The sequence below is a fragment of the Domibacillus sp. PGB-M46 genome (genome assembly GCF_022668875.1).
Lineage (GTDB): Bacteria > Bacillota > Bacilli > Bacillales > Domibacillaceae > Domibacillus.
Genome location: NZ_JAKGCR010000003.1, coordinates 278,983 through 303,769 on the forward strand (window position 1 = coordinate 278,983; position 24,787 = coordinate 303,769).

Sequence of the window (24,787 nt, forward strand, 5' to 3'; positions counted from 1 at the left end):
GAGGAAACAAAATGCCATTAGTATCAATGAAAGAAATGTTAAATACTGCGAAAGAAAAGAAATACGCAGTAGGCCAATTCAACCTAAACAACCTTGAGTTCACTCAAGCGATTCTTCAAGCAGCTGAAGAAGAAAAATCACCAGTTATCCTTGGTGTTTCTGAAGGCGCGGCTCGCTACATGGGCGGATTTAAAACAGTTGTGAAAATGGTAGAAGGATTAATGGAAGACTACGGTACGACAGTACCTGTTGCCATTCACCTTGACCACGGTTCAAGCTTTGAAAAATGTAAAGAAGCGATCGATGCAGGATTTACATCTGTTATGATCGATGCTTCACACCATCCATTTGAAGAAAACGTTGCTACAACTTCTAAAGTTGTTGAATATGCACATTCAAAAGGTGTTTCAGTTGAAGCGGAACTTGGCACAGTTGGCGGACAAGAAGACGACGTCGTTGCTGAAGGTGTTATCTATGCAGATCCGAAAGAGTGCGAAGAGCTTGTAAAACGCACAAACATCGACTGCCTTGCACCAGCACTTGGTTCTGTTCACGGTCCTTACAAAGGCGAGCCAAACCTTGGCTTTGCTGAGATGGAAGCGATCGGAAATGCAACAGGTCTTCCACTTGTTCTTCATGGCGGTACAGGCATTCCAACAAAAGACATCGAAAGATCAATCTCTCTTGGAACAGCTAAAATCAATGTAAATACAGAAAACCAAATCGCTTCTGCAAAAGCAGTTCGTGAAGTACTTGCTGCAAAACCAGAAGAGTACGATCCACGTAAATACCTTGGACCAGCTCGCGATGCAATTAAAGCGACAGTTGCCGGTAAAATGCGCGAATTTGGTTCTTCAGGCCAAGCGTAAGGCCTACAAGATCTAGGTCACAAAGGCGTTGCGGCAGGACGTCGCAAATTTAGCCTTTGATCCTTGGGCCTACAAGATGTAGGTTACAAAGGTGTTGCGACAGGACGTCGCGAATTTAGCCTTTGATCCTTAATTCTGCATGCTTATAACAAAACAAATAACGACAAGAACCGCCTTTTTTAACGAATAGGCGGTTGTTGTTTATATTATAAAATGAACTGAAAAGAGGGAATATTTAATGAAATTCTTTATTGACACAGCCAACATCGATGAAATCCGCGAAGCACATTCTTGGGGCATTCTCTCCGGCGTTACAACAAATCCATCATTGGTTGCAAAAGAAACCATTCCATTCCATGACCGTCTTCGTGAAATTACGGAGCTTGTTTCAGATTCAGTAAGTGCAGAAGTTATTGCGCTTGATGCAGAAGGCATGATTAAAGAAGGCCGCGAACTGGCTCAAATCGCGCCAAACATTACAGTAAAAGTACCAATGACGCCGGAAGGCTTGAAAGCGGTCGCAGTGTTCGCTAAAGAAGGCATTAAAACAAATGTTACACTTATTTTTAGTGCTAACCAAGCGTTGATGGCAGCGCGTGCCGGTGCTACATACGTTTCACCATTCCTTGGCCGTTTAGATGATATCGGACAGGATGGACTTGAGTTGATCGAGACGATTGCAGATATTTTTGCCATCCACGGCATCGAAACAGAAATTATCGCAGCATCGATCCGTCATCCACAGCATATTACAGCAGCAGCGCTAAAAGGGGCGCATATTGCGACAACTCCTTACAAGGTATTGGAGCAGCTGTTTAAACACCCGTTAACGGATAAAGGTATCGAAGGATTCCTGGCTGATTGGGAAAATCGTAAAGCGAAGTAAGAATTGTACATGAGACCATTTTTATCGGTTAAACTACGATTACCAAGAAAGCTTTCCCGCTTTCCGTTTACGCAGAAAGAAGGGAGTACAACATGATGGAAAAGTTAAAGATTGAAGGCGGCCATTCTTTAAAAGGCACAATAAAGGTGGACGGCGCAAAAAACAGCGCCGTTGCCCTTGTACCGGCTGCTATTTTGGCGGAATCTCCGATTACAATCGATGGATTGCCGGATATATCCGATATTCATATGTTAAAAGGTCTTTTGGAGGAAGTTGGCGGAGAGGTTACATTTGAAGATGGAGAAATGAGAATTGATCCGACAAACATGACTGCTATGCCGCTGCCAAATGGAAAAGTCAAAAAGCTCCGTGCTTCTTATTACTTAATGGGTGCCATGCTTGGCCGTTTTAATAAAGCGGTCATTGGCTTGCCCGGGGGCTGCCATCTTGGCCCTCGTCCGATTGACCAGCATATTAAAGGGTTTGAAGCACTCGGTGCCGAAGTAACAAATGAACAAGGCGCGATTTATTTGCGCGCAAATGAACTGCGCGGTGCCAGAATTTATTTGGATGTAGTCAGTGTGGGGGCAACCATTAATATCATGCTGGCAGCGGTTCGTGCCAAAGGCCAGACGATTATCGAAAATGCGGCAAAAGAGCCGGAAATTATTGATGTGGCAACGCTTCTGTCAAATATGGGTGCAAAGATTAAAGGAGCCGGCACAGATGTGATTCGTATTGATGGCGTAGAGGGTCTGCATGGCTGCCGTCATTCCATTATTCCAGACCGTATTGAAGCCGGTACGTTTATGATTATGGCAGCAGCGGCAGGAGAAGGCGTCATTGTCGATAATGTTATTCCACTGCATATGGAATCGTTAACGGCTAAGCTGCGTGAAATGAATGTGCCGATTGAAATCGGAGAAGACCGCATTTTTGTTGGAAAAGCCCAGAACCTTAAAACCGTTGATATTAAAACACTTGTTTATCCGGGGTTTGCAACTGATCTTCAGCAGCCGTTCACGTCGCTTTTAACAAAAGCATCAGGTTCGGCTATTGTAACCGATACGATTTATCCGGCGCGTTTCAAGCATATTGACGAGCTGCGCCGTATGGGAGCCAATGTGAAAACGGAAGGACGCTCTGCCATCATTAACGGTCCTGTTCAGCTTCAAGGGGCAAAAGTGAAAGCCAGCGATCTGCGCGCTGGTGCAGCACTTGTGATAGCCGGTTTAATGGCAGATGGCATTACGGAAGTAACGGGTCTCGAGCATATTGACCGCGGGTACAGCAAGCTAACTGAAAAGCTGACAGCTCTCGGCGCTAATATTTGGCGGGAAGAAATGACAGAAGAAGAGTACAGTGAAGTAAAAAGTTCATAGTATTAAGCGAAACAACTGGTAAATGTGTTATAATATATAAATAAATATGTAGCATAATGCCGTTGTTTGTTCGTCGCAGGGGGAGGCAGGAGAATAGTGGAGAGAAGTTTATCGATGGAACTAGTCCGTGTTACAGAAGCGGCTGCACAAGCATCAGCACGCTGGATGGGCCGTGGCCTGAAAGACGAAGCGGATGGTGCAGCAACATCAGCAATGCGGGATGTGTTCGATACGATCCCAATGAAAGGGACAGTCGTGATCGGTGAAGGTGAAATGGATGAAGCCCCAATGCTTTATATTGGAGAGAAGCTTGGAAACGGCTATGGACCACGCGTGGATGTAGCTGTTGATCCTCTTGAAGGAACAAATATTGTTGCAGCCGGCGGCTGGAATGCCCTGGCTGTTTTAGCAGTAGCAGATGCCGGAAACCTGTTGAACGCGCCTGATATGTACATGGATAAAATTGCCGTCGGACCTGAAGCCGTCGGTATGATCGACATTAACGCCTCTGTGACGGACAACCTAAGGGCTGTTGCCAAAGCGAAAAACAAAGATATTGAAGATGTGGTGGCCACGATTTTGAACCGCGAACGCCATCAGCATATTATTGCCGAGTTGCGCGAAGCCGGCGCTCGTATTAAACTAATCAATGACGGTGATGTTGCTGCGGCGATTAATACAGCGTTTGATAAAACAGGCGTTGATATTTTATTTGGTTCGGGCGGCGCACCAGAAGGCGTTATTTCTGCTGTTGCATTGAAAGCACTTGGCGGGGAAATTCAAGGACGTTTGCTGCCGCAGTCTGATGCTGAGCTTGAACGATGCATGAGAATGGGTCTTGACGTAAATAAAGTTCTTCGGATGGAAGACCTTGTCCGCGGCGATGACGCTATTTTTGCGGCAACCGGTGTAACAGACGGTGAATTGCTGCGCGGTGTTCAATTTAAAGGCAAATACGCAGAAACACAGTCTGTCGTTATGCGTGCGAAATCAGGTACGGTCCGTTTTGTAGATGGACGTCACAGCTTGCACAAAAAACCTAACCTTGTTATTAAACCATAAGCATACCCACAGCGGTGCAGCCGGTCCGGTTCTCCGCTGTTTTGTTTGATTTGCCCACTTGTTTATCATGCTTCATCGTCACCCCTCCCTTCTATCAAATCAATTTAATAAAGTGTGGTGCCATAATGGAAGAACTTACAATCAATCATCTTGAAAGCTTAAAATTAAAAGAGTTATACGAACTTGCCAAAACGTACAAAATCTCCTACTATAGCAAGCTCACCAAAAAAGAACTGATTTTTGCCATCCTAAAAGCGCGCGCTGAGCAGCAAGGCTTCTTCTTTATGGAAGGAGTGCTTGAAATCATTCAGTCGGAAGGCTTTGGCTTCCTTCGTCCGATTAACTACTCAGCCAGCTCGGAAGATATTTATATTTCTGCTTCTCAAATTCGCCGTTTTGATCTTCGAAACGGGGACAAAGTATCCGGAAAAGTTCGTCCGCCAAAAGAGAATGAACGGTATTACGGACTTCTGCATGTAGAAGCGGTCAATGGAGAAGATCCGGAAACAGCAAAGGAACGGGTTCATTTTCCAGCGCTCACGCCGCTTTACCCGGACCGCCAAATCGAGCTTGAACTTGAGTCCAGACACTTGTCTACCCGGATTATGGATTTGGTTTCGCCGGTTGGGTTTGGCCAGCGCGGCTTGATTGTTGCACCGCCGAAAGCCGGGAAAACAATGCTGTTAAAAGAAATTGCCAATTCGATCTCGGCCAACCATCCGGAAGCAGAGCTGATTGTCCTGCTTATTGATGAGCGCCCGGAAGAAGTAACGGATATCGAGCGTTCGGTGCAAGCTGAAGTCGTTAGTTCGACATTTGATGAGGTGCCGGAAAACCACATTAAAGTGGCAGAACTTGTACTTGAACGCGCCATGCGTCTCGTTGAGCATAAGCGGGATGTCATCATCCTTATGGATTCTATTACACGCCTGGCTCGTGCATACAATCTTGTGATTCCGCCGAGCGGCCGTACCTTATCCGGCGGTATTGATCCGGCAGCTTTTCACCGCCCAAAACGCTTTTTTGGTGCCGCGCGCAATATTGAGGAAGGCGGCAGCTTAACGATTTTGGCTACGGCTCTCGTTGATACGGGCTCGCGTATGGATGATGTGATTTACGAAGAGTTTAAAGGGACGGGCAATATGGAACTGCACCTTGACCGTTCACTTGCCGAGCGCCGTGTGTTCCCGGCCATCGATATTCGCCGTTCGGGTACGCGCAAAGAAGAGCTGTTGATTGGCAAAGAACAGCTTGATATGGTCTGGGCAATTCGTAAAACAATGTCAGATGCGCCAGACTTGGCGGATAAAGTATTGCGCCGTCTTCGCCAGACAAAAAGCAATGAGGAGTTTATTGCCCAGCTGCTTGCTGAAACAAAGAAAAATGGCTCTTCAAAAAAAATGCTGTAATCTAATTGCAATTTTTGAGGGTGCCTGATATAATGTGATTTATGTGAATGAAATAAATAATTAGGATTAACACCTAATTATATTTAACTCTGTTTCGGAATGACTCAGGGCGGAAGGAGAGAAAAAAGATGCAAGCAGGAATTCATCCTAACTACAAAACTGCACTTGTTAAATGTGCATGCGGTAACGAGTTTGAAACTGGTTCAGTTAAAGACGAGATCCGCGTAGAGGTTTGCTCTGAATGCCATCCATTCTACACTGGTCGTCAGAAATTTGCTGACGCAGGCGGACGTGTGGATCGCTTCAACAAAAAATACGGCCTTAAAGATCAAGCAAGATAATGATAAAAGGGACAGGCAAGGAGTGCAAACTGCTTGCCTGTTTTTTTGTATGTAAAAATAAGAAAAGGTAAGATTTTTTATGCTGTCTAGCTTCAGGCGGCCAGCCCCTCTGTCATAAGCCGCCATGGCTATGTGGCAAAGAGCGCCACTTCGCCGGTTCGTCTTATGCCTGCCGGGCCTGAACGGCCGCCTTACGCTTTTCTTAGATAAAATGGAGGGACAGGCAGGATGGCCCAGCTTTTTTTTAAATATGGTGCGATGAACAGCGGCAAATCGATTGAAATTTTAAAGGTTGCCAATAACTATGAAGAACAAAATAAGGGCGTGCTTTTGTTTACGTCAGGTCTCGATACCCGGGATGAAGTTGGCTACATTTCAAGCCGTGTAGGTCTGCGGCGTCCGGCACGTCCGATCTTCGCGGATACAAACGTATTTGAAGAGGTGCGAAGAGATCCGTCATCGCCATCATGTATTCTGGTAGATGAAGTGCAGTTTCTATCAAAGAAGCATGTGCTGCAGCTCGCCCAGATTGTGGACGAACTGAACATTCCGGTTATGGGATTCGGCTTGAAAAATGATTTTCAAAACGAGCTGTTTGAAGGAAGCCAGTATATGCTTATTTACGCGGATAAAGTAGAAGAAATGAAAACGATCTGCTGGTTTTGTGAGCGAAAAGCAACGATGAATCTGCGCGTGGATGAAGAAGGAAAGCCTGTGTATACAGGAGAACAAATTCAAATCGGCGGCAACGATACCTATTATCCAGTTTGTCGGAAATGCCATCAAAACCCGCCGCTTTAACAAACGAGGTGTAGACAATGTTTGATCGATTGCAGGCAGTAGAAGACCGATACGAAAAATTAAATGAACTGCTTAGTGACCCGGCTATTGTAAATGATCCGGCTAAGCTTCGCGATTATTCTAAAGAACAATCAGATATTCAAGAAACAGTGGAAGTATACCGGCAATACAAAGAAGCAAAAGAACAATATGCCGATGCGAAAGCGATGCTTGAAGACAAGCTTGATGCTGAAATGCGGGAAATGGTTAAAGAAGAAATGAGCGAGCTGGAAGGTACGCTTTCTGATCTGGAAGACCGGATGAAAATTTTGCTTATACCGAAAGATCCAAATGACGATAAAAACGTCATTATGGAAATTCGCGGCGCTGCTGGAGGCGATGAAGCGGCTCTGTTTGCTGGCGATCTGTACCGGATGTATTCACGGTATGCAGAAGCGAACAATTGGAAAATTGATGTGATCGAAGCGAGTACCACCGGGGTTGGCGGCTACAAAGAAATTATTTTTATGATTAATGGCCGCGGTGCTTACTCTAAATTGAAGTACGAAAACGGCGCCCACAGGGTACAGCGTGTACCAGAAACAGAATCCGGCGGGCGTATTCATACGTCTACAGCGACTGTTGCGGTTATGCCGGAAACAGAAGAAGTCGAAGTGGAAGTGCACGATAAAGACATCCGGGTGGATACATTCGCATCAAGCGGACCGGGCGGCCAGTCCGTCAATACGACGATGTCTGCTGTCCGGCTGACACATTTGCCAACTGGCATCGTTGTCTCCTGCCAGGATGAAAAATCACAAATTAAAAACAAAGAAAAAGCGATGAAAGTTCTTCGTGCACGTATTTACGATAAGTTTCAAAAAGAAGCGCAGGCAGAATACGACGCTGTCCGCAAATCAGCCGTAGGTACCGGTGACCGCTCGGAGCGGATCCGCACGTACAATTTTCCGCAAAACCGCGTAACCGATCACCGTATCGGGTTGACGATTCAAAAGCTTGATCAAATTCTTGAAGGCAAAGTCGGAGAAGTAATTGATGCTCTTATCGTAGAAGATCAGTCAAGCCGTCTTGAAAACCTGGAGGATTAATAAGTGGAACAAAAAATATATGAAGCCCTAAAATGGGCTTCTTCTTATTTAGTCGAGCACAGACGCGATGCGAATGCGGGCGAACTGTTGATGAAGCATGTAATGGGTGTAAGCCGCTCCGCTCTATTGGCGAGGATGCATGATCCACTGACACCAGAGCAGTGGGATGCTTTTTCAAAAATGGTCGAACGCCATGCAGAAGGAGTGCCGGTCCAGCATTTGATTGGCATGGAAGAGTTTTATGGACGGTCGTTTATTGTAAACAACCATGTTTTAATCCCGCGGCCCGAAACAGAAGAGCTTGTGTATCATGCAATCGAAAAAATAAAAAAAATAAAGAGCCCGGTCATTGTCGATATTGGAACAGGGAGCGGTGCCATTGCCGTAACCATGAAAGCTGAACGGCCGGATGCTTCTGTCTACGCGGTGGATTTATCCCCGGAAGCATTGCAGACGGCAGCCCAAAATGCCGATATTCTCGGTGCGGACGTGACGTTTTGGCATGGCGACCTGGCAGAACCGATCATCAAGCAAGGACTATTGGTGGATGTGCTGCTGTCGAACCCGCCATACATTCCGGTCTGGGAGCGGGAAACATTATCCACAGTTGTGGTGGATCATGAGCCGCATATGGCATTGTTTGGTGGAGAAGACGGGCTTGATTTGTACCGAAGGCTCGCCCAGCAGCTGCCGCTTGTTATGAGGCCGGGAGGAATTGTCGGCGTGGAAACGGGTGCTGGTCAAACCGAAGAGGTTGCCGCTCTTTTCCAGGCGGCTTTCCCAGATGGGACAGTAAGCATTATGTATGATATTAATAAAAAAGATAGAATGGTATTTTTGCACGTTTAAGATAATTCCTTTCCGGCGATACTGATTGCCGGGAGGGATGATAAAATGAAAACAAAAATTCTTATTCTATATGTATATGGACTTTCAGCTGCCGTTTGCTTTATGATGTATTTTGCCCCGTCTGATCCCGCTGCGGGCGGTATTCCAGAAGAGGCAATCCGTATCAGGGTTGTTGCACATGACAACAGCCGGTCAGAGCAGGAAAGAAAAGAGCGTGTGCACCTTGCGGTTGCTGAGCAAATTAGCAAGTGGGCGGCATATGCGCATTCACCCGGGGAAGCGCGTACCTTGATCGGAGAAAATATAAAAGAAGTGAAAGAAATCGCCGTAAAGACGGCGGGCGGTGCACCTGTTGATGTTTCGCTGGGCAAGGAAGCATTTCCTGCCAAGCAGTATGGCCGTTATGTATATCCGCCGGGCGATTATGAATCGCTTGTTGTCACCATTGGGGATGGACGTGGGGATAACTGGTGGTGCTTACTGTATCCATCGTTTTGTTTTCCAGAAGAAAAAGAAGAAGATCCGGGATATAAATGGGCGGTTATTGAGTTATGGGATCATTTAAAAGAAGATGATAACTCAAAAGAAAAAGAAAAAGCCCTTGCGATGCAAGAAGATCTGGATTTATTATGTGAGAAAGTAAAAGAAAATCCACAGTCATCCACACAGTTATACACAACCGGGGATAAGTTACACACATATTGTGAATAACTTTGTTTATAACAAAGCTGAAAGTCGATTTATATATAGAATTAAGTAGGGTATTCTTAGATTTTGTAAATAAAAAAAGCAAAGGTGACGAATATGGAGACGAAATACTGGTTTGTGGATAACTTTGAGGAAATTCATCAACATTATCCACAAATAAAAGAAGCAGCCGAGCTTATCCGAAGAGGAGAGGTAGTCGCGTTTCCTACAGAAACCGTGTATGGCCTGGGGGGACAGGTAAAACTGGATAACGCTGTGGAAAAAATTTTTAAAGCAAAAGGGCGGCCATCTGATAATCCGCTTATTGTCCACATTGCGGCCAAAAAAGATGTAGACGAACTAGCTCATTCTATTCCATCCTATGCACGCAAGCTGATGGAGGCGTTTTGGCCAGGTCCACTGACAGTAATTGTTCCAAAAAAAGATGGTGTTCTGTCTGAATGGGTCACAGCCGGTCTCGATACGGTAGCTCTTCGAATGCCCAATCATCCAGCAGCGCTTGCTTTAATTAAAGAAGCAGGAGTGCCAGTGGCGGCGCCGAGCGCGAATCGTTCAGGAAAACCGAGCCCGACCACGGCTCAGCATGTGCTCGATGACTTAAAGGGACGGATTGCCGGAGTGGTAGATGCAGGTGAAACAGGAGTCGGATTGGAATCTACTGTCGTTGACTGCACAGGTGATTATCCGATTGTTCTGCGGCCGGGCGGCGTAACCGAAGCGGATATTAAAGCAGTAGCTGGAAAAGCGGAGACAAATACCGTTTTAAAGAAACAGGAAGACGCCCCGAAGGCGCCGGGAATGAAATATACACATTATGCGCCTGAAGCACCTCTTTACATAATGGAAGGGACGGCTCAAGCTATTCAGAAAAAAGTAGATGAATGGAAGGAAGAAGGCAAAAAAGTCGGCGTGCTGGCCGCATCAGAAAACGCAGCCTCGTACAAAGCGGAGGCTGTTATTGCGTGTGGAAGCAGAGGTGACTTATCTTCGGTTGCCAGGGAATTGTACGGGGCACTCCGGGCATTTAATGAAAAGCCGGTTGATATAATCATTGCCGAAGCGTTTCCGACAGAAGGCGTCGGTGCAGCCATTATGAACAGGCTTGAAAAAGCAGCGGGACATAAATGGATCAAATGAAAAAAGCAGGCTGACCAGACAGCCTGCTTTTTTCATTTGGTGCGCAGGCCTTGTTCAGCGGTCTGCTGTGTGAGAAGTATACATCAAATAAAATGGAATCAACATCAGGTTTTTCTATCCTTGAGCATAACCATGGGCAGCAGCGTTCTATACAACAGCAGCTAAAAGATTGTTTGGCATACAAAAAAAGTAAATCTGAGAGCTTGTTTATCATTATGATTCCTCCCTGGCGCCGGTTATAGAAAACACCGCCCGGCATATAGATAAGCATGGATATTTTTATTTTATCATTAGCACTGTCGGCAGACGCATTTGGTGCAGCCCTGGCTATTGGAATGAGACGTATGGGATTATGGGACAAACTCAAGCTGAGTGCTGCAGTCGGTATTATGCATGTGATCCTTCCTGCTGCCAGCATGACAGCAGGTAACTTCCTGCACGGAAGATTTGGGGATATTCTGTTTTCAGCGGGCGGGCTGGTTCTTGTCATTACCGGTCTGCAGATGGTGCTTTCCTTTTTCAGGCAGGAAGAACAAGAAAAGCCGGCCGGTATCGGTATAATGCTGTTTGCCTTCGGAGTAAGTATGGACAGCTTTTCAACGGGATTGTCGCTTGGTGTGCTTGGGATGGATAAGTCCATAGCGGTGATGAGCTTTGGTGTATTCTCAGGTGTCATGACTATGGCCGGCCTGCTGCTCAGCAGCCGGATTAGTACAGCAGCGGGAAAGGTTGGAGAAGCAGCAGGAGGTGTGTTTTTGTTATTGATTGGGTTAAAATGGATATTTACATGATGAAGTCCTTTTCAAATAGAAAAGGACTATTTTACTGTAATTTAATCCATTATAATGAAAGAAAACGTATGCAAAGGTGGTCACCATGAAAATTTTATTCGTATGCACAGGCAATACATGCCGCAGTCCAATGGCGGAAGCCATTTTACGCCAAAAGAAGCCAGACTGGGAAGTGAAATCAGCTGGATTGTACGCGAGTCCAGGCGCACCTGCTTCAAGGGGAACGACTGTTGTTTTAAATGAAAAAGGGATTCCACACAACCACGCCGCCGCCCAAGTCACAGAAGAACTGCTCAAATGGGCAGATCTTGTCATGACGATGACATCGTCACATAAACAGCTGATTGACGTTCATTTCCCGCAGTTTCGGGATAAAGTAAGACCGCTGAAGGAAGCGGACGGAGACGTAGTCGATCCATTTGGCGGTCCAGACGCGGAGTACCGGAAAACATTTGAAGAGCTTGATTACTACATAAGCAGATGGCTGGAGAGAGAATCCGAAAAATGAGAGAAAAAAAGGCGTATTCATTCAGCGTTCGAAAAAAACTGGTTCTGCTTGTGACGCTGCTTGCCCTTATTACGTATACCTTCAGTGCATTATTTATGTATTTTATTTATCCGACTTACTTTTCGCATATAAACGAAATGGCTTTTACGATTGCTACACTTGCGTTCGGTATTTTTTGGTCAGCTGTGTTAGCTTATTTTGCCGCGGCTTATTTTGTAAAGCCGATTATCCGGCTTGAAGCAGCCGCTCGGGAGGCGGCTTCAGGAAGAATCGAACAAAAAGTCGCTCTTCCAAATAGTGATGATGAAATTCGTGCACTCGCTTCAGCATTTAACGAGATGCTTACAAATTTACGAATGATGGTACAAAGCATCGAAAGCAACTTTGCTATTACAGATGAAAGCGTCGGCCATATCGCACAGATCAGCGGCCAGGCGGTGCATCAGGCTGGGAGCATGGCACAAACAGCAGAGGAAATTGCCAGCGGTGCCGAAAGTTCCGCTCTTGCTGTACAGGCAACAGCAGAAGCAATGGAAGAAGTAGCCGAAATTGCTGGAAATGTACAAAGGAAAGCGAGAGAGTCCGCCCAAAAAGCGGAGAGTATGGTTGGCGGGCTGGACAAAAGCAGAGAAACATTTCAATTGCTTATCTCCGGAATGGACGGGCTTGCGGCTAACAACATGGAATCGCTGGAAGCGGTCCGGTCGCTCGAAGAAAATGCCCGCAAGGTCGGCAGCGTGATCGGCCTGGTAGGAGATATTGCTGCTCAAACCAATCTATTGGCACTCAATGCGTCCATTGAAGCGGCACGCGCCGGGGAACATGGAAAAGGATTTGCTGTAGTAGCAGACGAAGTCCGCAAGCTTGCAGATGAAAGTGCCACAGCGGTCAAAAGCATTTCTGACCTTGTAAAGCAGATTCAGCTTGAAGTCGATCATGTTGTTCAGAAAATTACGGATCAGGCGAAGGCGGCAGAAGAAGGGGTTCAAAAAGGGGCGTCGGCTCAGGAAGCGGTTGGCCAAATTGGCGCAGCGATTATGAGTATGGCTGCCGAAGTCGAGGGAATTTCTGCGCTTGTCGATCGGCAGATGGGCAAAATTGAACAAACTGCGCACCAGTCCCAAGAGGTGGCTGTCATTGCTGAAGAAACCTCTGCCGGAGCAAATGAAGTGACCCATGCGGCACAAATGCAGTCAGATTTGATTCATGAAATCGGCAGCATCAGCCAAAAGCTGGAGGAGCAGGCGGCTGCGCTTAAGTCTGTCATTACACGTTTTAAACTGTAGTTTCCCTGCGAAGTATGAGAAAATAAAACAAAAAAGCTTGAGAGGAGTCTTGGATATGAAGGTAGCCATCGCATCAGATCATGGCGGAATCAATATTCGCGAAGAAATCAAAACACTAATGGAAGAACTCGGCATTGAATATGAGGATTTTGGCTGTGAGTGTGCCACATCCGTTGATTATCCAGACTACGCTCTTCCAGTAGCGGAAAAAGTCGCCGCAGGTGAATTTGACCGCGGCATTTTAATTTGCGGAACAGGCATTGGGATGTCCATTGCAGCCAATAAAGTAAAAGGGGCCCGCTGCGCGCTTGTGCATGATGTATACAGCGCTAAGCTGACACGCCAGCATAACGATACAAATTTAATTGCAATGGGCGAGCGTGTGATTGGACCGGGGCTTGCACGGGAAATTGCCCAAATGTGGCTGACAACTGATTTTGAAGCCGGACGCCATGCCACGCGGATCGGCAAAATTGCCGAATATGAAGAAAGAAGCGGACAGTAATGGATCGGCTTACGGTTTGGAAACAGGAACTCGAGTCCCTTCTTTCAGAGCTGCAGGAACAAGCTCAATTTCAAAAAGGACAGCTGTTTATTGTAGGCTGTTCTACATCGGAAGTAGCCGGCGGCCGGATCGGTACAGCCGGTACAGATGAGACGGCAGCTGCTCTTTATGAGGTGCTGCAGGCCTTCGCGGAAAAAACAGGTGTTCATTTAGCTTTTCAATGCTGTGAGCATTTAAATAGAGCAGTCGTAATGGAATGGGAAGCGGCACAGCGATTCGGCTATGAAGAAGTAGCAGCTGTACCGGTACGGACTGCGGGCGGAGCCATGGCTGCTTATGCCTACCGGCAAAAAAACTGTGTACTCGTTGAATTCGTTAAAGCGGACGGTGGAATTGATATTGGCGATACATTGATCGGCATGCACTTAAAACATGTAGCCGTGCCGGTCCGGACGTCGGGAAATTCAGTCGGCGCTGCGCATGTCACCATGGCCAGAACACGTCCTAAATTGATCGGCGGGCCGAGAGCGGTATATGAAAAAACGAATGTAAATGATTTCGACGGAACAGAATGTTAAGAAATGAGCTCGTTTTCAAAAAGAAAAAGCTCATTTTTAAACGAAAAAGCGTAAAAAAACAAAAAATGCGGTTGAAAGATTCGGGAAACATGTTATTATGAAAGAGGATTTTAAGGACAACTCGCATGAACTATTTTATAGATTGGGAAGGGGAACAACGATGAGCAAAATTCAAGCGCAGGACCCGGCTGTATTTGCAGCAATTCAGGATGAACTGAAACGCCAGCAGACAAAGATTGAACTGATTGCTTCAGAAAACTTTGTATCAGAAGCAGTAATGGAAGCACAAGGTTCGGTTTTAACGAATAAATACGCAGAAGGCTACCCAGGCAAACGCTACTATGGCGGCTGCGAGCACGTGGATGTGGTAGAAGACTTGGCACGTGATCGTGCAAAAGAACTTTTTGGTGCAGAATATGTAAACGTTCAGCCGCATTCAGGTGCACAGGCAAACATGGGTGTTTACTTTGCAGTATTAGAAGCAGGCGATACGGTTCTTGGCATGAATTTATCTCATGGCGGCCACTTAACACACGGAAGCCCGGTTAACTTCAGCGGCGTTCAGTACAACTTCATTGAATACGGCGTAACAAAAGAAGAGCAAGTAATCGATTATGAAGATGTTCGCCAAAAAGCACTTGAGCACAAGCCGAAATTGATTGTTGCTGGTGCAAGTGCGTACCCGCGTGCAATTGACTTTGCTAAATTCCGTGAAATCGCAGATGAAGTGGGCGCTTACTTAATGGTCGATATGGCACACATTGCCGGCCTTGTGGCAGCAGGCCTTCACCAAAACCCAGTTCCTTACGCTCACTTTGTAACGACGACAACACACAAAACGCTTCGCGGTCCACGCGGCGGTATGATTTTGTCAACAGAAGAGTTTGGTAAAAAGTTTGATAAATCAATCTTCCCTGGTATTCAAGGCGGCCCGCTTATGCACGTCATCGCTGCAAAAGCTGTTGCATTTAAAGAAGCACTTCAGGATGATTTCAAAACGTATGCGCAAAACATCATTGACAACGCAAGCCGTCTTGCAGAAGGCTTGAAAGCAGAAGGAATCGATATCGTGTCAGGCGGAACAGATAACCACCTTCTTTTGATCGATCTTCGTTCCCTTGGCTTAACAGGAAAAGTAGCAGAAGCAGTGCTTGATGAAGTGGGCATTACGGTAAACAAAAACACGATTCCATACGATCCGGAAAGCCCATTTGTAACAAGTGGTATCCGTATCGGTACAGCAGCGGTTACATCACGTGGATTCGATCTTGCTGCAATGGATGAAGTGGCTTCAATCATTGCAAAAACATTGAAAAATCATGAAGATGAAGCAGTGTTGAAAGAGTCAGCAGAACGCGTTGCTGATTTAACATCAAAATACTCACTTTACCAAGAAGCATAATCAAACAAAAACTGCCGGCAGATGCCGGCAGTTTTTTATGTTTCAAAGAAGCGCCCTGTCCCCTCGGTTGCCCGCCCTTTACTTTTGAAGTAAAATAGGAATGATTTTGTATGACCGTATAAACGAGGAGTGAACTTGATGGGAAAAGTTTATGTATTCGATCATCCGCTTATTCAACATAAGCTGACAATGATTCGTGATAAAAACACGGGCACGAAAGATTTTCGTGAACTAACAGATGAAGTGGCCACACTGATGGCATTTGAAATTACACGGGATCTGCCGCTTGAAGAAGTAACGGTGCAAACACCGGTTTGTGATGCAAAAGCGATGGTGCTTGCCGGTAAAAAGCTTGGTATTGTGCCGATTTTGCGTGCAGGTATTGGAATGGTAGACGGTGTACTTAAGCTGATCCCTGCTGCAAAAGTAGGCCATGTCGGTTTATACCGTGATCCGGAAACGCTTCAGCCGGTTGAATATTATGTAAAGCTGCCATCTGATGTAGAGGATCGCGATTTTATCGTGGTAGATCCGATGCTTGCAACAGGCGGCTCTGCTATTGAAGCCATTCGTTCCTTGAAAAAGCGCGGCGCAAAAAATATTAAATTTATGTGCCTGATTGCCGCTCCGGAAGGGGTAGAGCTTTTAAAAGAAGCACACCCGGACGTAGACATTTACATTGCATCACTGGATGAAAAATTGAACGAAAAAGGCTACATTGTGCCGGGTCTCGGCGATGCCGGTGACCGTTTATTCGGAACAAAATAAAGAAAAGCAGGTGGAGAGAATGGATCGCCCAATTAAAGTAATGACGATTTTCGGCACGCGGCCGGAAGCGATCAAAATGGCCCCGCTCGTTTTGGAACTGAAAAAGCGTCCAGACGAATTTGAAGCCATTGTTACGGTAACAGCCCAGCACCGCCAAATGCTCGATCAGGTGCTGAACATTTTCAATATTACACCGGATTACGATTTGAATATTATGAAAGACCGCCAGACGCTGATCGATGTAACGACGCGCGGACTTGAAGGACTTGATGGAGTCATGAAAGAAGTCCAGCCGGATATCGTACTCGTTCACGGTGATACAACGACCACGTTTGTAGCCGGACTTGCTGCTTTTTACAATCAAATTGCAGTGGGTCATGTGGAAGCGGGTCTTCGTACATGGAATAAGTATTCACCGTTCCCTGAAGAAATGAATCGCCAGCTGACAGGTGTAATGGCGGATCTTCATTTTTCACCGACGGCACAGTCTGAACAAAACTTATTAAATGAAAATAAAAAGCCGGAGTCTATTTTCGTAACAGGCAATACAGCAATCGATGCGCTGAAAACAACGGTTAAAGAAGAGTATACGCATGAGGTGCTTGAGAAGCTGGGCGATGACCGGCTTGTGTTAATGACAGCGCACCGCCGCGAAAATCTGGGCGAACCGATGAAAAACATGTTCCGTGCCATCAAGCGTCTTGTAGAGGATCACGAAGGCATTCAAGTTGTTTATCCGGTTCATTTAAATCCGGTTGTGCGTGAAACAGCGGATTCTATTTTAGGAAATGATCCGCGCATTCACTTGATTGAACCGCTTGATGTGATTGATTTCCACAACTTTGCTGAACGCGCCCATATCATCCTGACAGATTCGGGCGGCGTGCAGGAAGAAGCCCCTTCACTTGGTGTACCGGTTCTTGTACTGCGTGATACAACAGAGCGTCCGGAAGGGATTGAAGCGGGAACGCTGAAACTTGCCGGCACAGAAGAAGAAACGATTTACTCTCTTGCTTCCGAGCTGTTAACGGATCAGCAAGCATACGACAAAATGTCCAAAGCTTCTAATCCATATGGAGACGGGGAAGCATCACGGCGCATTTGTGATGCAATTCGCTATTATTTTGGAGTGGATCCAAACAAGCCGGAACGGTTTGAAGTAAAATAAGAAGAGAAAAGTCGTCGCAAATAGCGGACGACTTTTTTCTATTCTATATAAACGTTCGGAAAAAAATGAAAAAAGTATGAGCATTTTGTGAAATATGTACATGATAACTTGAGTTTTCGTTCCCAACACATTGACATTGAAAAAGCCCTATTGTATGCTAACAAAGGGTAAGGACAATGGGTTTTATACATAGTGTAACCGTTTTTTTTCTGGTTCTTTTTTCGCCAATTTACCGAATCAGCGAGGTGCGGGATGAACAACAAAACGCCATTCCGATCCATAGCCATTTACACCACCATACTTACCCAGCTTGCTGGCTCTATGCTAATTGGCATTTTCGGGGGCCTTGCTCTTGATAAACGGTTGAGTACTATGCCCCTCTTTTTAATTGTCGGACTGCTGGCAGGCCTTTTTGCAGGCGTTTATGCAATGTTCCGTACCCTTCATTATTTCAATTCAGGAGACTAGCCATTTATGTCCGAACTCCAGCAATCTATTAGAAGACAAAGAATGTATCTGTTTTACCTTTTGTCTATTTTTGTTCTCGGATGGGGCTTTACATCAGCACAAAGTGTTTTTGCCGGTTTGATTCTCGGCACGATACTCAGTATGTGCAATCACTGGCTCATCTCCAGGCGGATGCTGCGCTTTAACAAAGCAGTCGATAACGACTTAAAACCGCCGCGGCTTGGCACGTCAACACGAATCGCCACCGCTGCATTAGCCGCGATTATTGCCCTCCGAAACCCCGAACAGTTTCATATGATCAGTACTATTGTGGGATTAATGACTGCTTATGCAGTGATTATGATAGATTTTGTAATCCAGCACTTTATAAAACGTATGATCCGGAAAGAGGTGAAATAATTTGCATCACGAAGCTCCATTATACGATCTTCCTTTATTTGGTGGATTGACAATGACCTTCAATCTGGCGAACGTATTAATGATTACAATTGCCAGTGTGATAGTGTTTTTGCTCGCGGTGATCTCAACTCGCACGTTGGCCCTAAGGCCGGCAGGAATGCAAAACTTTATCGAGTGGGTTATGGATTTTGTTAAAGGAATCATCAAAAGCAATATGGATTGGAAAACAGGCGGCCGGTTTCACGTTCTTGGAATTACATTGATTATGTATATCTTTGTTTCCAATATGCTCGGTCTTCCATTTTCAATCGTTTATGACAATCACTTATGGTGGAAGTCGCCAACAGCCGATCCGGCCGTGACGATGACACTTGCAGTTATGGTGGTCGCACTTACACATTATTATGCAGTCCGTATGAAAGGAATCTCTGAATACGGCAAGGACTTTTTCCGTCCAATGTGGTTTATGCTTCCGCTGAAGTTGATTGAAGAATTTGCAAACACGCTGACATTGGGTCTGCGGCTTTACGGAAATATTTACGCTGGTGAAATCCTTCTTTCATTACTGTCAGCTTCCCTGGCGGTTGGAGTTGGAGGCCATTTAGCAGCCATTCTGCCAACACTTGCATGGCAGGGCTTCTCGCTTTTCGTTGGCTCAATCCAGGCATTTATCTTTACTATGTTAACGATGGTTTACATCTCGCACAAAGTGAGTCATGACCATTAATATATCTAGCTGCTTGGAAATAAATCTTTTCCAGGTAAATCAAGCTTTTAATAATAAGGAGGAAACATTACAATGGGTTTTTTAGCAGCAGCAATTGCAGTTGGTTTAGCGGCCGTTGGAGCCGGTGTAGGTAACGGTCTTATCGTATCAAAAACAATTGAAGGGGTAGCTCGTCAGCCAGAAGCGCGCAGCACTCTTCAAACAATCATGTTCATCGGTATTGCCCTTGTTGAGGCGATTCCTATCATCGCCGTTGTTATTGCATTCATGGCAAGCGCTCAGTAATAAACACGCTTTCGAAGCGGTTTTGACAAATGGACGCACATGCCTTTATCTAGTTATACCCAAGAAGCCGGTTTTATAACGACAATTAAACATTGGTGAATGATTTTCTGCCCGGATCGTGATCCGGCTTCCGGCAGAGAGGACAGTCATTCACCTAAAGTTAGGCAGATAAAGGATATGAAAAGCCCCGGCATGAATTCCGGCTGGCCTTTTGAATGGCGAAGATCACATTCTAAATGCGAGCCTTCGCCATTCCTTTATGTAAAAAAGGAACATATTTTTCCCATTCGGGGATGAAGCTGTTGAAGGGAGTGAAAATCGTGACGACAAATTCATTTGTACTTGGAGCAGGTGGCGGATTAAACACTGGTGATATCTTTTTCCAGTTAATCATGTTCATTATCTTGCTCGCATTGCTGAAAAAATTTGCATGGGCTCCGTTAATGGGCATTATGCAGGAGCGTGCGGACTTAATCTCATCTGAAATTGATGCAGCAGAAAAAAGCCGTACAGAAGCGAATCAATTATTAGAACAAACACGTGCGGAAGCTAAATCAGCCCGCCTTGAAGCACAAAACACGATTGAAAACGCCAAGAAATTAGCAGAAGAACAAAAAGCCGACATTTTGGCTGCAGCTCGTGCTGAATCTGAACGCTTAAAAGAAATGGCGAAGCTTGAAATCGCACAGGAGCGTGACAAAGCAATGAGCACGCTTCGTGAGCAAGTAGCTTCACTTTCAGTAATGATCGCATCGAAAGTGATTGAAAAAGATCTTTCAGAAGCAGATCAGGAAAAAATGATCAACGACTATCTTATTAAAGAGGCAGGCGAAGAGCGATGAGTAAATCCGGAGCGGCAAAACGCTACGCGATCGCGCTTTTTGAACTGGCAAAAGAAAACAATCAGGTAGCAAAATTTGATCAGGAAGTGCGCATTGTAAAAGAAGTCATCGAAGAAAACGGTGAGGTTGCCAAAGCACTCGAGTCACCGAATTTATCGCTGGCAGACAAGCAGGCACTTGTAAACACACTGGCCGCTCACGCATCAACAGCGGTTTTGAACACACTGAAGCTCCTTGTTGAGCGCCGTCGCGCCGATGAGATTGGGACAGTATGTGAAGAGTTTATTCAGCTTTCTAATGAAGAACGCGGCATGGCAGAGGCCACTGTGTACTCGGCACGGCCGTTAACAGAAGCAGAGGCAGCAAGTGTGTCTCAAACGTTTGCCCGTAAAGTTGGCAAACAAACGTTAACGATTGAAAATATTGTTGATTCCAATGTTTTGGGCGGATTAAAAGTTCGAATTGGGAACCGTATTTTTGATGGAACACTGCAAGGCAAGCTAGATCGTCTTCAAAAGCAATTAACGACGAATTTATAAACGAAATCAGAAGCAAAATACATTTTACAAAAAGAAATTGAGGGGTGACATGCATGAGCATCAAAGCTGAAGAAATCAGTGCGCTGATAAAAAAGCAAATTGAAAACTTCCAGACCGATATTACAGTTAGCGACGTCGGTACTGTCATCCAGGTTGGGGACGGTATCGCACGTGCTCATGGCCTCGACAACGTTATGGCAGGGGAGCTTCTTGAGTTCTCAAACGGCGTTATGGGTATGGCTCAAAACCTGGAAGAAAACAACGTAGGTATTATTATTCTTGGTCCTTACACAGGCATCAAAGAAGGCGATGAAGTGCGCCGCACAGGCCGCATCATGGAAGTTCCGGTTGGCGAAGAGCTAATCGGCCGCGTTGTAAACTCCCTTGGCCAGCCAGTCGACGGTCTTGGTCCAATCAACACAACAAAAACACGTCCAATCGAAAGCCCGGCAACAGGCGTTATGGCTCGTAAATCTGTTCATGAGCCGCTTCAAACAGGTATCAAAGCGATTGATGCGCTTGTACCAATCGGCCGCGGACAGCGTGAATTAATCATCGGTGACCGTCAAACAGGTAAAACAACGGTTGCGATCGATACAATCTTAAACCAGCGTGACCAGGATATGGTTTGTATCTATGTTGCGATTGGTCAAAAAGAATCAACAGTTCGTAATGCGGTGGAAACTCTTCGCAAACATGGTGCACTTGATTACACAATCGTTGTAACGGCATCTGCGTCTTCACCAGCTCCGATGTTGTTCCTTGCGCCATACACAGGCGTTTCTATGGCAGAAGACTTTATGTTCAACGGCAAGCACGTTTTGATCGTATATGATGATCTTTCAAAACAAGCGGCTGCATACCGTGAACTTTCCCTTCTTCTTCGCCGTCCTCCAGGCCGCGAAGCATATCCTGGTGACGTATTCTACTTGCATTCACGCCTGCTTGAGCGTGCAGCGAAGTTGAATGATGAACTTGGTGCAGGTTCTATTACAGCACTTCCATTCGTTGAAACACAGGCGGGAGATATTTCTGCTTACATTCCAACGAACGTTATCTCTATCACAGACGGACAGATCTTCCTGCAGTCTGACTTGTTCTTCTCGGGTGTTCGTCCGGCGATTAACGCGGGTCTTTCTGTATCACGTGTTGGTGGTTCAGCGCAGATCAAGGCAATGAAAAAGGTAGCAGGTACACTGCGTCTAGACCTTGCTGCGTACCGTGAGCTTGAAGCATTTGCCCAGTTTGGTTCAGATCTTGATGCGATTACGCAATCAAAACTAAACCGCGGTGCACGTACAGTTGAAGTATTGAAACAGGATTTGAACAAACCGCTTAAAGTTGAGCGCCAGGTTGTTATTCTTTATGCATTAACACGCGGCCATCTTGATGATATTCCGGTTTCTGATATCACTCGTTTCGAAGACGAATTACTGCACTGGCTCGATAAAAACCACACGAATGTGTATGATCATATTCGCACAACGAAAGAACTTCCGTCTGATGACGAGTTGAAAGCAGCAATCAACGAGTTTAAAAAATCGTTTGTGAAATCCGAATAAGAGCAGAAGAAGGGCGGTACCGTCTCATCGGACGTCCGCCCCTTCCTGCGTTATCAAACACAAAAGGGTGGTGAGAGAAAGTGGCATCGTTACGCGATATACAAACACGTATTACATCGACAAAAAAGACGAGTCAGATTACGAAAGCCATGCAAATGGTATCTGCTTCTAAATTAAACCGTGCAGAAATGAATGCGAAGTCATTTGTTCCGTATATGGATAAAATTCAGGAAGTGGTTGCGTCAATTGCGCTCGGCAGTAAAGATGTAAAACATCCGATGCTTGTCTCCCGCCCCGTTAAAAAAACCGGGTACCTTGTTATTACATCGGACCGTGGTTTGGCGGGAGCTTATAACAGCAGTATTTTGCGTTCTGTTTATAAACGTATTCAAGAACGTCATACATCAAAAGACGAGTACGTAGTCATTGCGATCGGGCGTGTCGGACGGGATTTCTTCCGCATCCGGGGCATCGACGCCATTGAAAGCGTTACGGGTCTTCCAGATCAGCCGTCTTTTGCGGATGTAAAAGAGATCGTCCGAAAAACAGTCGATCTTTTCTCAGAGGGAGCTTATGACGAGCTTTATATGTACTACAGCCATTTCGTCAATGCAATCCAGCAGGATGTAACGGCTAAGAAAGTATTGCCGCTGACAGATATTCAAGCATCTGGCGGACGTCTTTCTTCATATGAATTTGAACCTTCCGCAGAAGAGATTCTTGAAGTCTTGCTTCCTCAGTATGCAGAAAGCTTGATTTATGGAGCACTTCTTGACGGAAAAGCGAGTGAGCACGCAGCGCGTATGACGGCCATGCAGAATGCAACCGATAATGCGAAAGAGCTCATCCGCACATTGACACTTCAATACAACCGTGCGCGTCAAGCCGCTATTACCCAGGAAATTACGGAAATTGTCGGCGGGGCAGCAGCACTCGAGTAGATTAAAAACGGGCGGTTTACGTCCCGATATAGAATGAAGCTAACCAAACAGGAGGGAAAAAGATGAACAAAGGACGCGTTCTTCAAGTTATGGGTCCGGTTGTTGACGTTAAATTCGAAAACGGTCAACTTCCTGCCATTTATAACGCCTTAAAAGTTCAAATCGGTTCTGAAGCCGGTACGGAGCTTACGTTAGAAGTCGCTACGCATCTTGGCGACGATTCTGTTCGTGCGATCGCGATGGCATCAACAGATGGCCTTCAGCGTAACCAGGAAGTAATTGATACAGGAAGCGCGATTTCGGTACCGGTTGGAGATGTGACGCTTGGACGTGTATTCAACGTCCTTGGTGAACCAATCGATGAGAAGCCAGTCGAAGAAGGAGCACGCCGCGATGCGATTCACCGCCAGGCGCCTACTTTTGACCAGCTTTCAACAGAAGTTGAGATTCTAGAAACAGGAATTAAAGTTGTTGACCTTCTTGCGCCTTACATCAAAGGTGGTAAAATCGGTTTGTTCGGTGGTGCCGGTGTAGGTAAAACGGTACTTATTCAGGAACTGATCAACAACATCGCTCAAGAGCACGGCGGTATTTCCGTATTCGCCGGTGTTGGTGAGCGTACACGTGAAGGAAATGACCTTTTCCACGAAATGAGCGATTCAGGCGTTATTTCAAAAACAGCGATGGTTTTCGGCCAAATGAACGAGCCGCCGGGCGCACGTATGCGTGTAGCTTTGACGGGTCTGACAATGGCGGAACATTTCCGTGACGAACAAGGACAGGACGTACTGTTCTTCATCGATAACATTTTCCGTTTCACTCAAGCAGGCTCTGAAGTATCAGCCCTTCTTGGACGCCTTCCATCTGCGGTAGGTTACCAGCCAACACTGGCAACAGAAATGGGTCAGCTTCAAGAGCGTATTACATCAACAAACGTTGGTTCCGTTACGTCTATCCAGGCGATTTATGTCCCAGCCGATGACTACACGGATCCGGCTCCGGCAACAACATTCGCTCACTTGGATGCAACAACAAACCTTGAGCGTAAACTTTCTGAGATGGGTATTTACCCTGCGGTAGATCCGCTTGCTTCTACATCACGCGCCCTTTCACCGGAAATCGTTGGTGAAGAGCACTACTCAGTAGCTCGTGCTGTACAGCAAACATTGCAGCGCTACAGAGAATTACAGGATATCATTGCAATCCTCGGTATGGATGAGTTGTCAGAGGATGATAAATTGACTGTTGCGCGTGCGCGCCGTATTCAATTCTTCCTTTCTCAAAACTTCCACGTGGCAGAGCAGTTTACAGGACAAAAAGGTTCTTACGTACAAGTAAAAGATACAGTACGTGGATTCCGTGAAATTCTAGATGGTAAACATGATAATCTTCCTGAAGATGCGTTCCGTTTAGTCGGCGGCATTGAAGAAGTAGTGGCAAAAGCACAAGAAATGGGTGCAAACGTTTAATATAGGGATCAGGAGGT

At 45.9% G+C, this 24,787-nt stretch carries 28 protein-coding genes; all 28 read left to right on the forward strand.

Annotated features, from left to right (window positions below):
- Window positions 1-11: 11 nt before the first annotated feature.
- The 28 genes from L2D08_RS05505 to atpD all read left to right on the forward strand — a co-directional run bounded on the left by L2D08_RS05505 (window position 12) and on the right by atpD (window position 24,770).
- On the forward strand, window positions 12-869 hold the full coding sequence (locus tag L2D08_RS05505; protein WP_242232741.1) for a class II fructose-bisphosphate aldolase: 858 nt from the start codon (window positions 12-14) through the stop codon (window positions 867-869).
- A 238-nt stretch (window positions 870-1,107) separates the two neighbouring features.
- On the forward strand, window positions 1,108-1,755 hold the full coding sequence (gene fsa / locus L2D08_RS05510; protein ID WP_242232742.1) for a fructose-6-phosphate aldolase: 648 nt from the start codon (window positions 1,108-1,110) through the stop codon (window positions 1,753-1,755).
- 95 nt (window positions 1,756-1,850) lie between these two features.
- Window positions 1,851-3,137: a UDP-N-acetylglucosamine 1-carboxyvinyltransferase gene (locus L2D08_RS05515; protein WP_242232743.1), complete on the forward strand. Its 1,287-nt coding sequence runs from the start codon at window positions 1,851-1,853 to the stop codon at window positions 3,135-3,137.
- Window positions 3,138-3,233: 96 nt separating this feature from the next.
- The gene (gene glpX, locus L2D08_RS05520) at window positions 3,234-4,199 is read left to right on the forward strand and encodes a class II fructose-bisphosphatase (protein WP_242232744.1); all 966 of its coding nucleotides are present in this window, start codon (window positions 3,234-3,236) and stop codon (window positions 4,197-4,199) included.
- A gap of 125 nt (window positions 4,200-4,324) precedes the next feature.
- A complete protein-coding gene (gene rho, locus L2D08_RS05525; protein ID WP_242232745.1) occupies window positions 4,325-5,608 on the forward strand; it encodes a transcription termination factor Rho in 1,284 nt (427 codons plus the stop codon).
- A gap of 128 nt (window positions 5,609-5,736) precedes the next feature.
- Entirely contained in the window at window positions 5,737-5,949 is a 213-nt protein-coding gene (gene rpmE / locus L2D08_RS05530) for a 50S ribosomal protein L31 (protein WP_242232746.1), read from the forward strand.
- 228 nt (window positions 5,950-6,177) lie between these two features.
- Complete coding sequence (locus tag L2D08_RS05535; protein ID WP_242232747.1) at window positions 6,178-6,750, forward strand: thymidine kinase; 573 nt, start codon at window positions 6,178-6,180, stop codon at window positions 6,748-6,750.
- Window positions 6,751-6,767: 17 nt separating this feature from the next.
- Window positions 6,768-7,838: a peptide chain release factor 1 gene (gene prfA / locus L2D08_RS05540; RefSeq protein WP_242232748.1), complete on the forward strand. Its 1,071-nt coding sequence runs from the start codon at window positions 6,768-6,770 to the stop codon at window positions 7,836-7,838.
- Window positions 7,839-7,841: 3 nt separating this feature from the next.
- Entirely contained in the window at window positions 7,842-8,687 is an 846-nt protein-coding gene (gene prmC / locus L2D08_RS05545) for a peptide chain release factor N(5)-glutamine methyltransferase (RefSeq protein WP_242232749.1), read from the forward strand.
- Between the two features lie 45 nt (window positions 8,688-8,732).
- Entirely contained in the window at window positions 8,733-9,398 is a 666-nt protein-coding gene (locus tag L2D08_RS05550) for a stage II sporulation protein R (RefSeq protein WP_242232750.1), read from the forward strand.
- 93 nt (window positions 9,399-9,491) lie between these two features.
- Window positions 9,492-10,532 (forward strand): L-threonylcarbamoyladenylate synthase, encoded by a 1,041-nt coding sequence (locus L2D08_RS05555; protein ID WP_242232751.1) that lies wholly within the window; start codon window positions 9,492-9,494, stop codon window positions 10,530-10,532.
- Window positions 10,533-10,801: 269 nt separating this feature from the next.
- Entirely contained in the window at window positions 10,802-11,323 is a 522-nt protein-coding gene (locus tag L2D08_RS05560) for a manganese efflux pump MntP (RefSeq protein WP_242232752.1), read from the forward strand.
- A gap of 85 nt (window positions 11,324-11,408) precedes the next feature.
- A complete protein-coding gene (locus L2D08_RS05565; protein WP_242232753.1) occupies window positions 11,409-11,831 on the forward strand; it encodes a low molecular weight protein arginine phosphatase in 423 nt (140 codons plus the stop codon).
- Complete coding sequence (locus L2D08_RS05570) at window positions 11,828-13,117, forward strand: methyl-accepting chemotaxis protein (protein WP_242232754.1); 1,290 nt, start codon at window positions 11,828-11,830, stop codon at window positions 13,115-13,117. The genes L2D08_RS05565 and L2D08_RS05570 overlap by 4 nt, the downstream gene beginning before the upstream one ends.
- A gap of 55 nt (window positions 13,118-13,172) precedes the next feature.
- Window positions 13,173-13,622 (forward strand): ribose 5-phosphate isomerase B, encoded by a 450-nt coding sequence (gene rpiB / locus L2D08_RS05575; protein ID WP_242232755.1) that lies wholly within the window; start codon window positions 13,173-13,175, stop codon window positions 13,620-13,622.
- A complete protein-coding gene (locus tag L2D08_RS05580; protein WP_242232756.1) occupies window positions 13,622-14,200 on the forward strand; it encodes a TIGR01440 family protein in 579 nt (192 codons plus the stop codon). The genes rpiB and L2D08_RS05580 overlap by 1 nt, the downstream gene beginning before the upstream one ends.
- Before the next feature lie 160 nt (window positions 14,201-14,360).
- Entirely contained in the window at window positions 14,361-15,602 is a 1,242-nt protein-coding gene (gene glyA, locus L2D08_RS05585) for a serine hydroxymethyltransferase (protein ID WP_242232757.1), read from the forward strand.
- A gap of 138 nt (window positions 15,603-15,740) precedes the next feature.
- Window positions 15,741-16,370 carry a uracil phosphoribosyltransferase gene (gene upp / locus L2D08_RS05590; protein ID WP_242232758.1) on the forward strand — a complete coding sequence of 210 codons (630 nt, stop codon included), beginning with the start codon at window positions 15,741-15,743 and terminating at the stop codon, window positions 16,368-16,370.
- 19 nt (window positions 16,371-16,389) lie between these two features.
- Window positions 16,390-17,538 carry a non-hydrolyzing UDP-N-acetylglucosamine 2-epimerase gene (gene wecB, locus L2D08_RS05595; protein ID WP_242232759.1) on the forward strand — a complete coding sequence of 383 codons (1,149 nt, stop codon included), beginning with the start codon at window positions 16,390-16,392 and terminating at the stop codon, window positions 17,536-17,538.
- Window positions 17,539-17,790: 252 nt separating this feature from the next.
- Window positions 17,791-18,006, forward strand: a complete 216-nt coding sequence (locus L2D08_RS05600) for an AtpZ/AtpI family protein (protein WP_242232760.1) — start codon at window positions 17,791-17,793, stop codon at window positions 18,004-18,006.
- 6 nt (window positions 18,007-18,012) lie between these two features.
- The gene (locus L2D08_RS05605) at window positions 18,013-18,405 is read left to right on the forward strand and encodes an ATP synthase subunit I (RefSeq protein WP_242232761.1); all 393 of its coding nucleotides are present in this window, start codon (window positions 18,013-18,015) and stop codon (window positions 18,403-18,405) included.
- 1 nt (window position 18,406) lies between these two features.
- Window positions 18,407-19,132 carry a F0F1 ATP synthase subunit A gene (atpB, locus tag L2D08_RS05610; RefSeq protein ID WP_242232762.1) on the forward strand — a complete coding sequence of 242 codons (726 nt, stop codon included), beginning with the start codon at window positions 18,407-18,409 and terminating at the stop codon, window positions 19,130-19,132.
- A 72-nt stretch (window positions 19,133-19,204) separates the two neighbouring features.
- Entirely contained in the window at window positions 19,205-19,417 is a 213-nt protein-coding gene (gene atpE, locus L2D08_RS05615; RefSeq protein ID WP_255821825.1) for a F0F1 ATP synthase subunit C, read from the forward strand.
- A gap of 320 nt (window positions 19,418-19,737) precedes the next feature.
- Window positions 19,738-20,259, forward strand: coding sequence for a F0F1 ATP synthase subunit B (atpF, locus tag L2D08_RS05620; RefSeq protein ID WP_242232763.1), 522 nt, complete (start codon window positions 19,738-19,740; stop codon window positions 20,257-20,259).
- Window positions 20,256-20,798, forward strand: coding sequence for a F0F1 ATP synthase subunit delta (locus L2D08_RS05625; RefSeq protein WP_242232764.1), 543 nt, complete (start codon window positions 20,256-20,258; stop codon window positions 20,796-20,798). Before atpF ends, L2D08_RS05625 begins: the two co-directional genes overlap by 4 nt.
- A gap of 53 nt (window positions 20,799-20,851) precedes the next feature.
- Entirely contained in the window at window positions 20,852-22,360 is a 1,509-nt protein-coding gene (gene atpA / locus L2D08_RS05630; protein ID WP_242232765.1) for a F0F1 ATP synthase subunit alpha, read from the forward strand.
- Between the two features lie 80 nt (window positions 22,361-22,440).
- The gene (locus L2D08_RS05635) at window positions 22,441-23,301 is read left to right on the forward strand and encodes a F0F1 ATP synthase subunit gamma (protein WP_242232766.1); all 861 of its coding nucleotides are present in this window, start codon (window positions 22,441-22,443) and stop codon (window positions 23,299-23,301) included.
- 62 nt (window positions 23,302-23,363) lie between these two features.
- On the forward strand, window positions 23,364-24,770 hold the full coding sequence (gene atpD / locus L2D08_RS05640) for a F0F1 ATP synthase subunit beta (RefSeq protein WP_242232767.1): 1,407 nt from the start codon (window positions 23,364-23,366) through the stop codon (window positions 24,768-24,770).
- Window positions 24,771-24,787 lie beyond the last annotated feature (17 nt).

Coding starts and splice junctions, on each gene's coding strand:
- glyA (WP_242232757.1), top strand. CDS start 14,361: ATGAGCAAAATTCAAGCGCAGGACCCGGCTGTATTTGCAGCAATTCAG.
- L2D08_RS05505 (WP_242232741.1), top strand. CDS start 12: ATGCCATTAGTATCAATGAAAGAAATGTTAAATACTGCGAAAGAAAAG.
- L2D08_RS05625 (WP_242232764.1), top strand. CDS start 20,256: ATGAGTAAATCCGGAGCGGCAAAACGCTACGCGATCGCGCTTTTTGAA.
- L2D08_RS05600 (WP_242232760.1), top strand. CDS start 17,791: ATGAACAACAAAACGCCATTCCGATCCATAGCCATTTACACCACCATA.
- atpE (WP_255821825.1), top strand. CDS start 19,205: ATGGGTTTTTTAGCAGCAGCAATTGCAGTTGGTTTAGCGGCCGTTGGA.
- L2D08_RS05550 (WP_242232750.1), top strand. CDS start 8,733: ATGAAAACAAAAATTCTTATTCTATATGTATATGGACTTTCAGCTGCC.
- L2D08_RS05605 (WP_242232761.1), top strand. CDS start 18,013: ATGTCCGAACTCCAGCAATCTATTAGAAGACAAAGAATGTATCTGTTT.
- L2D08_RS05555 (WP_242232751.1), top strand. CDS start 9,492: ATGGAGACGAAATACTGGTTTGTGGATAACTTTGAGGAAATTCATCAA.
- rpmE (WP_242232746.1), top strand. CDS start 5,737: ATGCAAGCAGGAATTCATCCTAACTACAAAACTGCACTTGTTAAATGT.
- wecB (WP_242232759.1), top strand. CDS start 16,390: ATGGATCGCCCAATTAAAGTAATGACGATTTTCGGCACGCGGCCGGAA.
- L2D08_RS05565 (WP_242232753.1), top strand. CDS start 11,409: ATGAAAATTTTATTCGTATGCACAGGCAATACATGCCGCAGTCCAATG.
- L2D08_RS05560 (WP_242232752.1), top strand. CDS start 10,802: ATGGATATTTTTATTTTATCATTAGCACTGTCGGCAGACGCATTTGGT.
- atpD (WP_242232767.1), top strand. CDS start 23,364: ATGAACAAAGGACGCGTTCTTCAAGTTATGGGTCCGGTTGTTGACGTT.
- upp (WP_242232758.1), top strand. CDS start 15,741: ATGGGAAAAGTTTATGTATTCGATCATCCGCTTATTCAACATAAGCTG.
- L2D08_RS05515 (WP_242232743.1), top strand. CDS start 1,851: ATGGAAAAGTTAAAGATTGAAGGCGGCCATTCTTTAAAAGGCACAATA.
- fsa (WP_242232742.1), top strand. CDS start 1,108: ATGAAATTCTTTATTGACACAGCCAACATCGATGAAATCCGCGAAGCA.
- rho (WP_242232745.1), top strand. CDS start 4,325: ATGGAAGAACTTACAATCAATCATCTTGAAAGCTTAAAATTAAAAGAG.
- L2D08_RS05570 (WP_242232754.1), top strand. CDS start 11,828: ATGAGAGAAAAAAAGGCGTATTCATTCAGCGTTCGAAAAAAACTGGTT.
- L2D08_RS05580 (WP_242232756.1), top strand. CDS start 13,622: ATGGATCGGCTTACGGTTTGGAAACAGGAACTCGAGTCCCTTCTTTCA.
- atpA (WP_242232765.1), top strand. CDS start 20,852: ATGAGCATCAAAGCTGAAGAAATCAGTGCGCTGATAAAAAAGCAAATT.
- prfA (WP_242232748.1), top strand. CDS start 6,768: ATGTTTGATCGATTGCAGGCAGTAGAAGACCGATACGAAAAATTAAAT.
- L2D08_RS05535 (WP_242232747.1), top strand. CDS start 6,178: ATGGCCCAGCTTTTTTTTAAATATGGTGCGATGAACAGCGGCAAATCG.
- rpiB (WP_242232755.1), top strand. CDS start 13,173: ATGAAGGTAGCCATCGCATCAGATCATGGCGGAATCAATATTCGCGAA.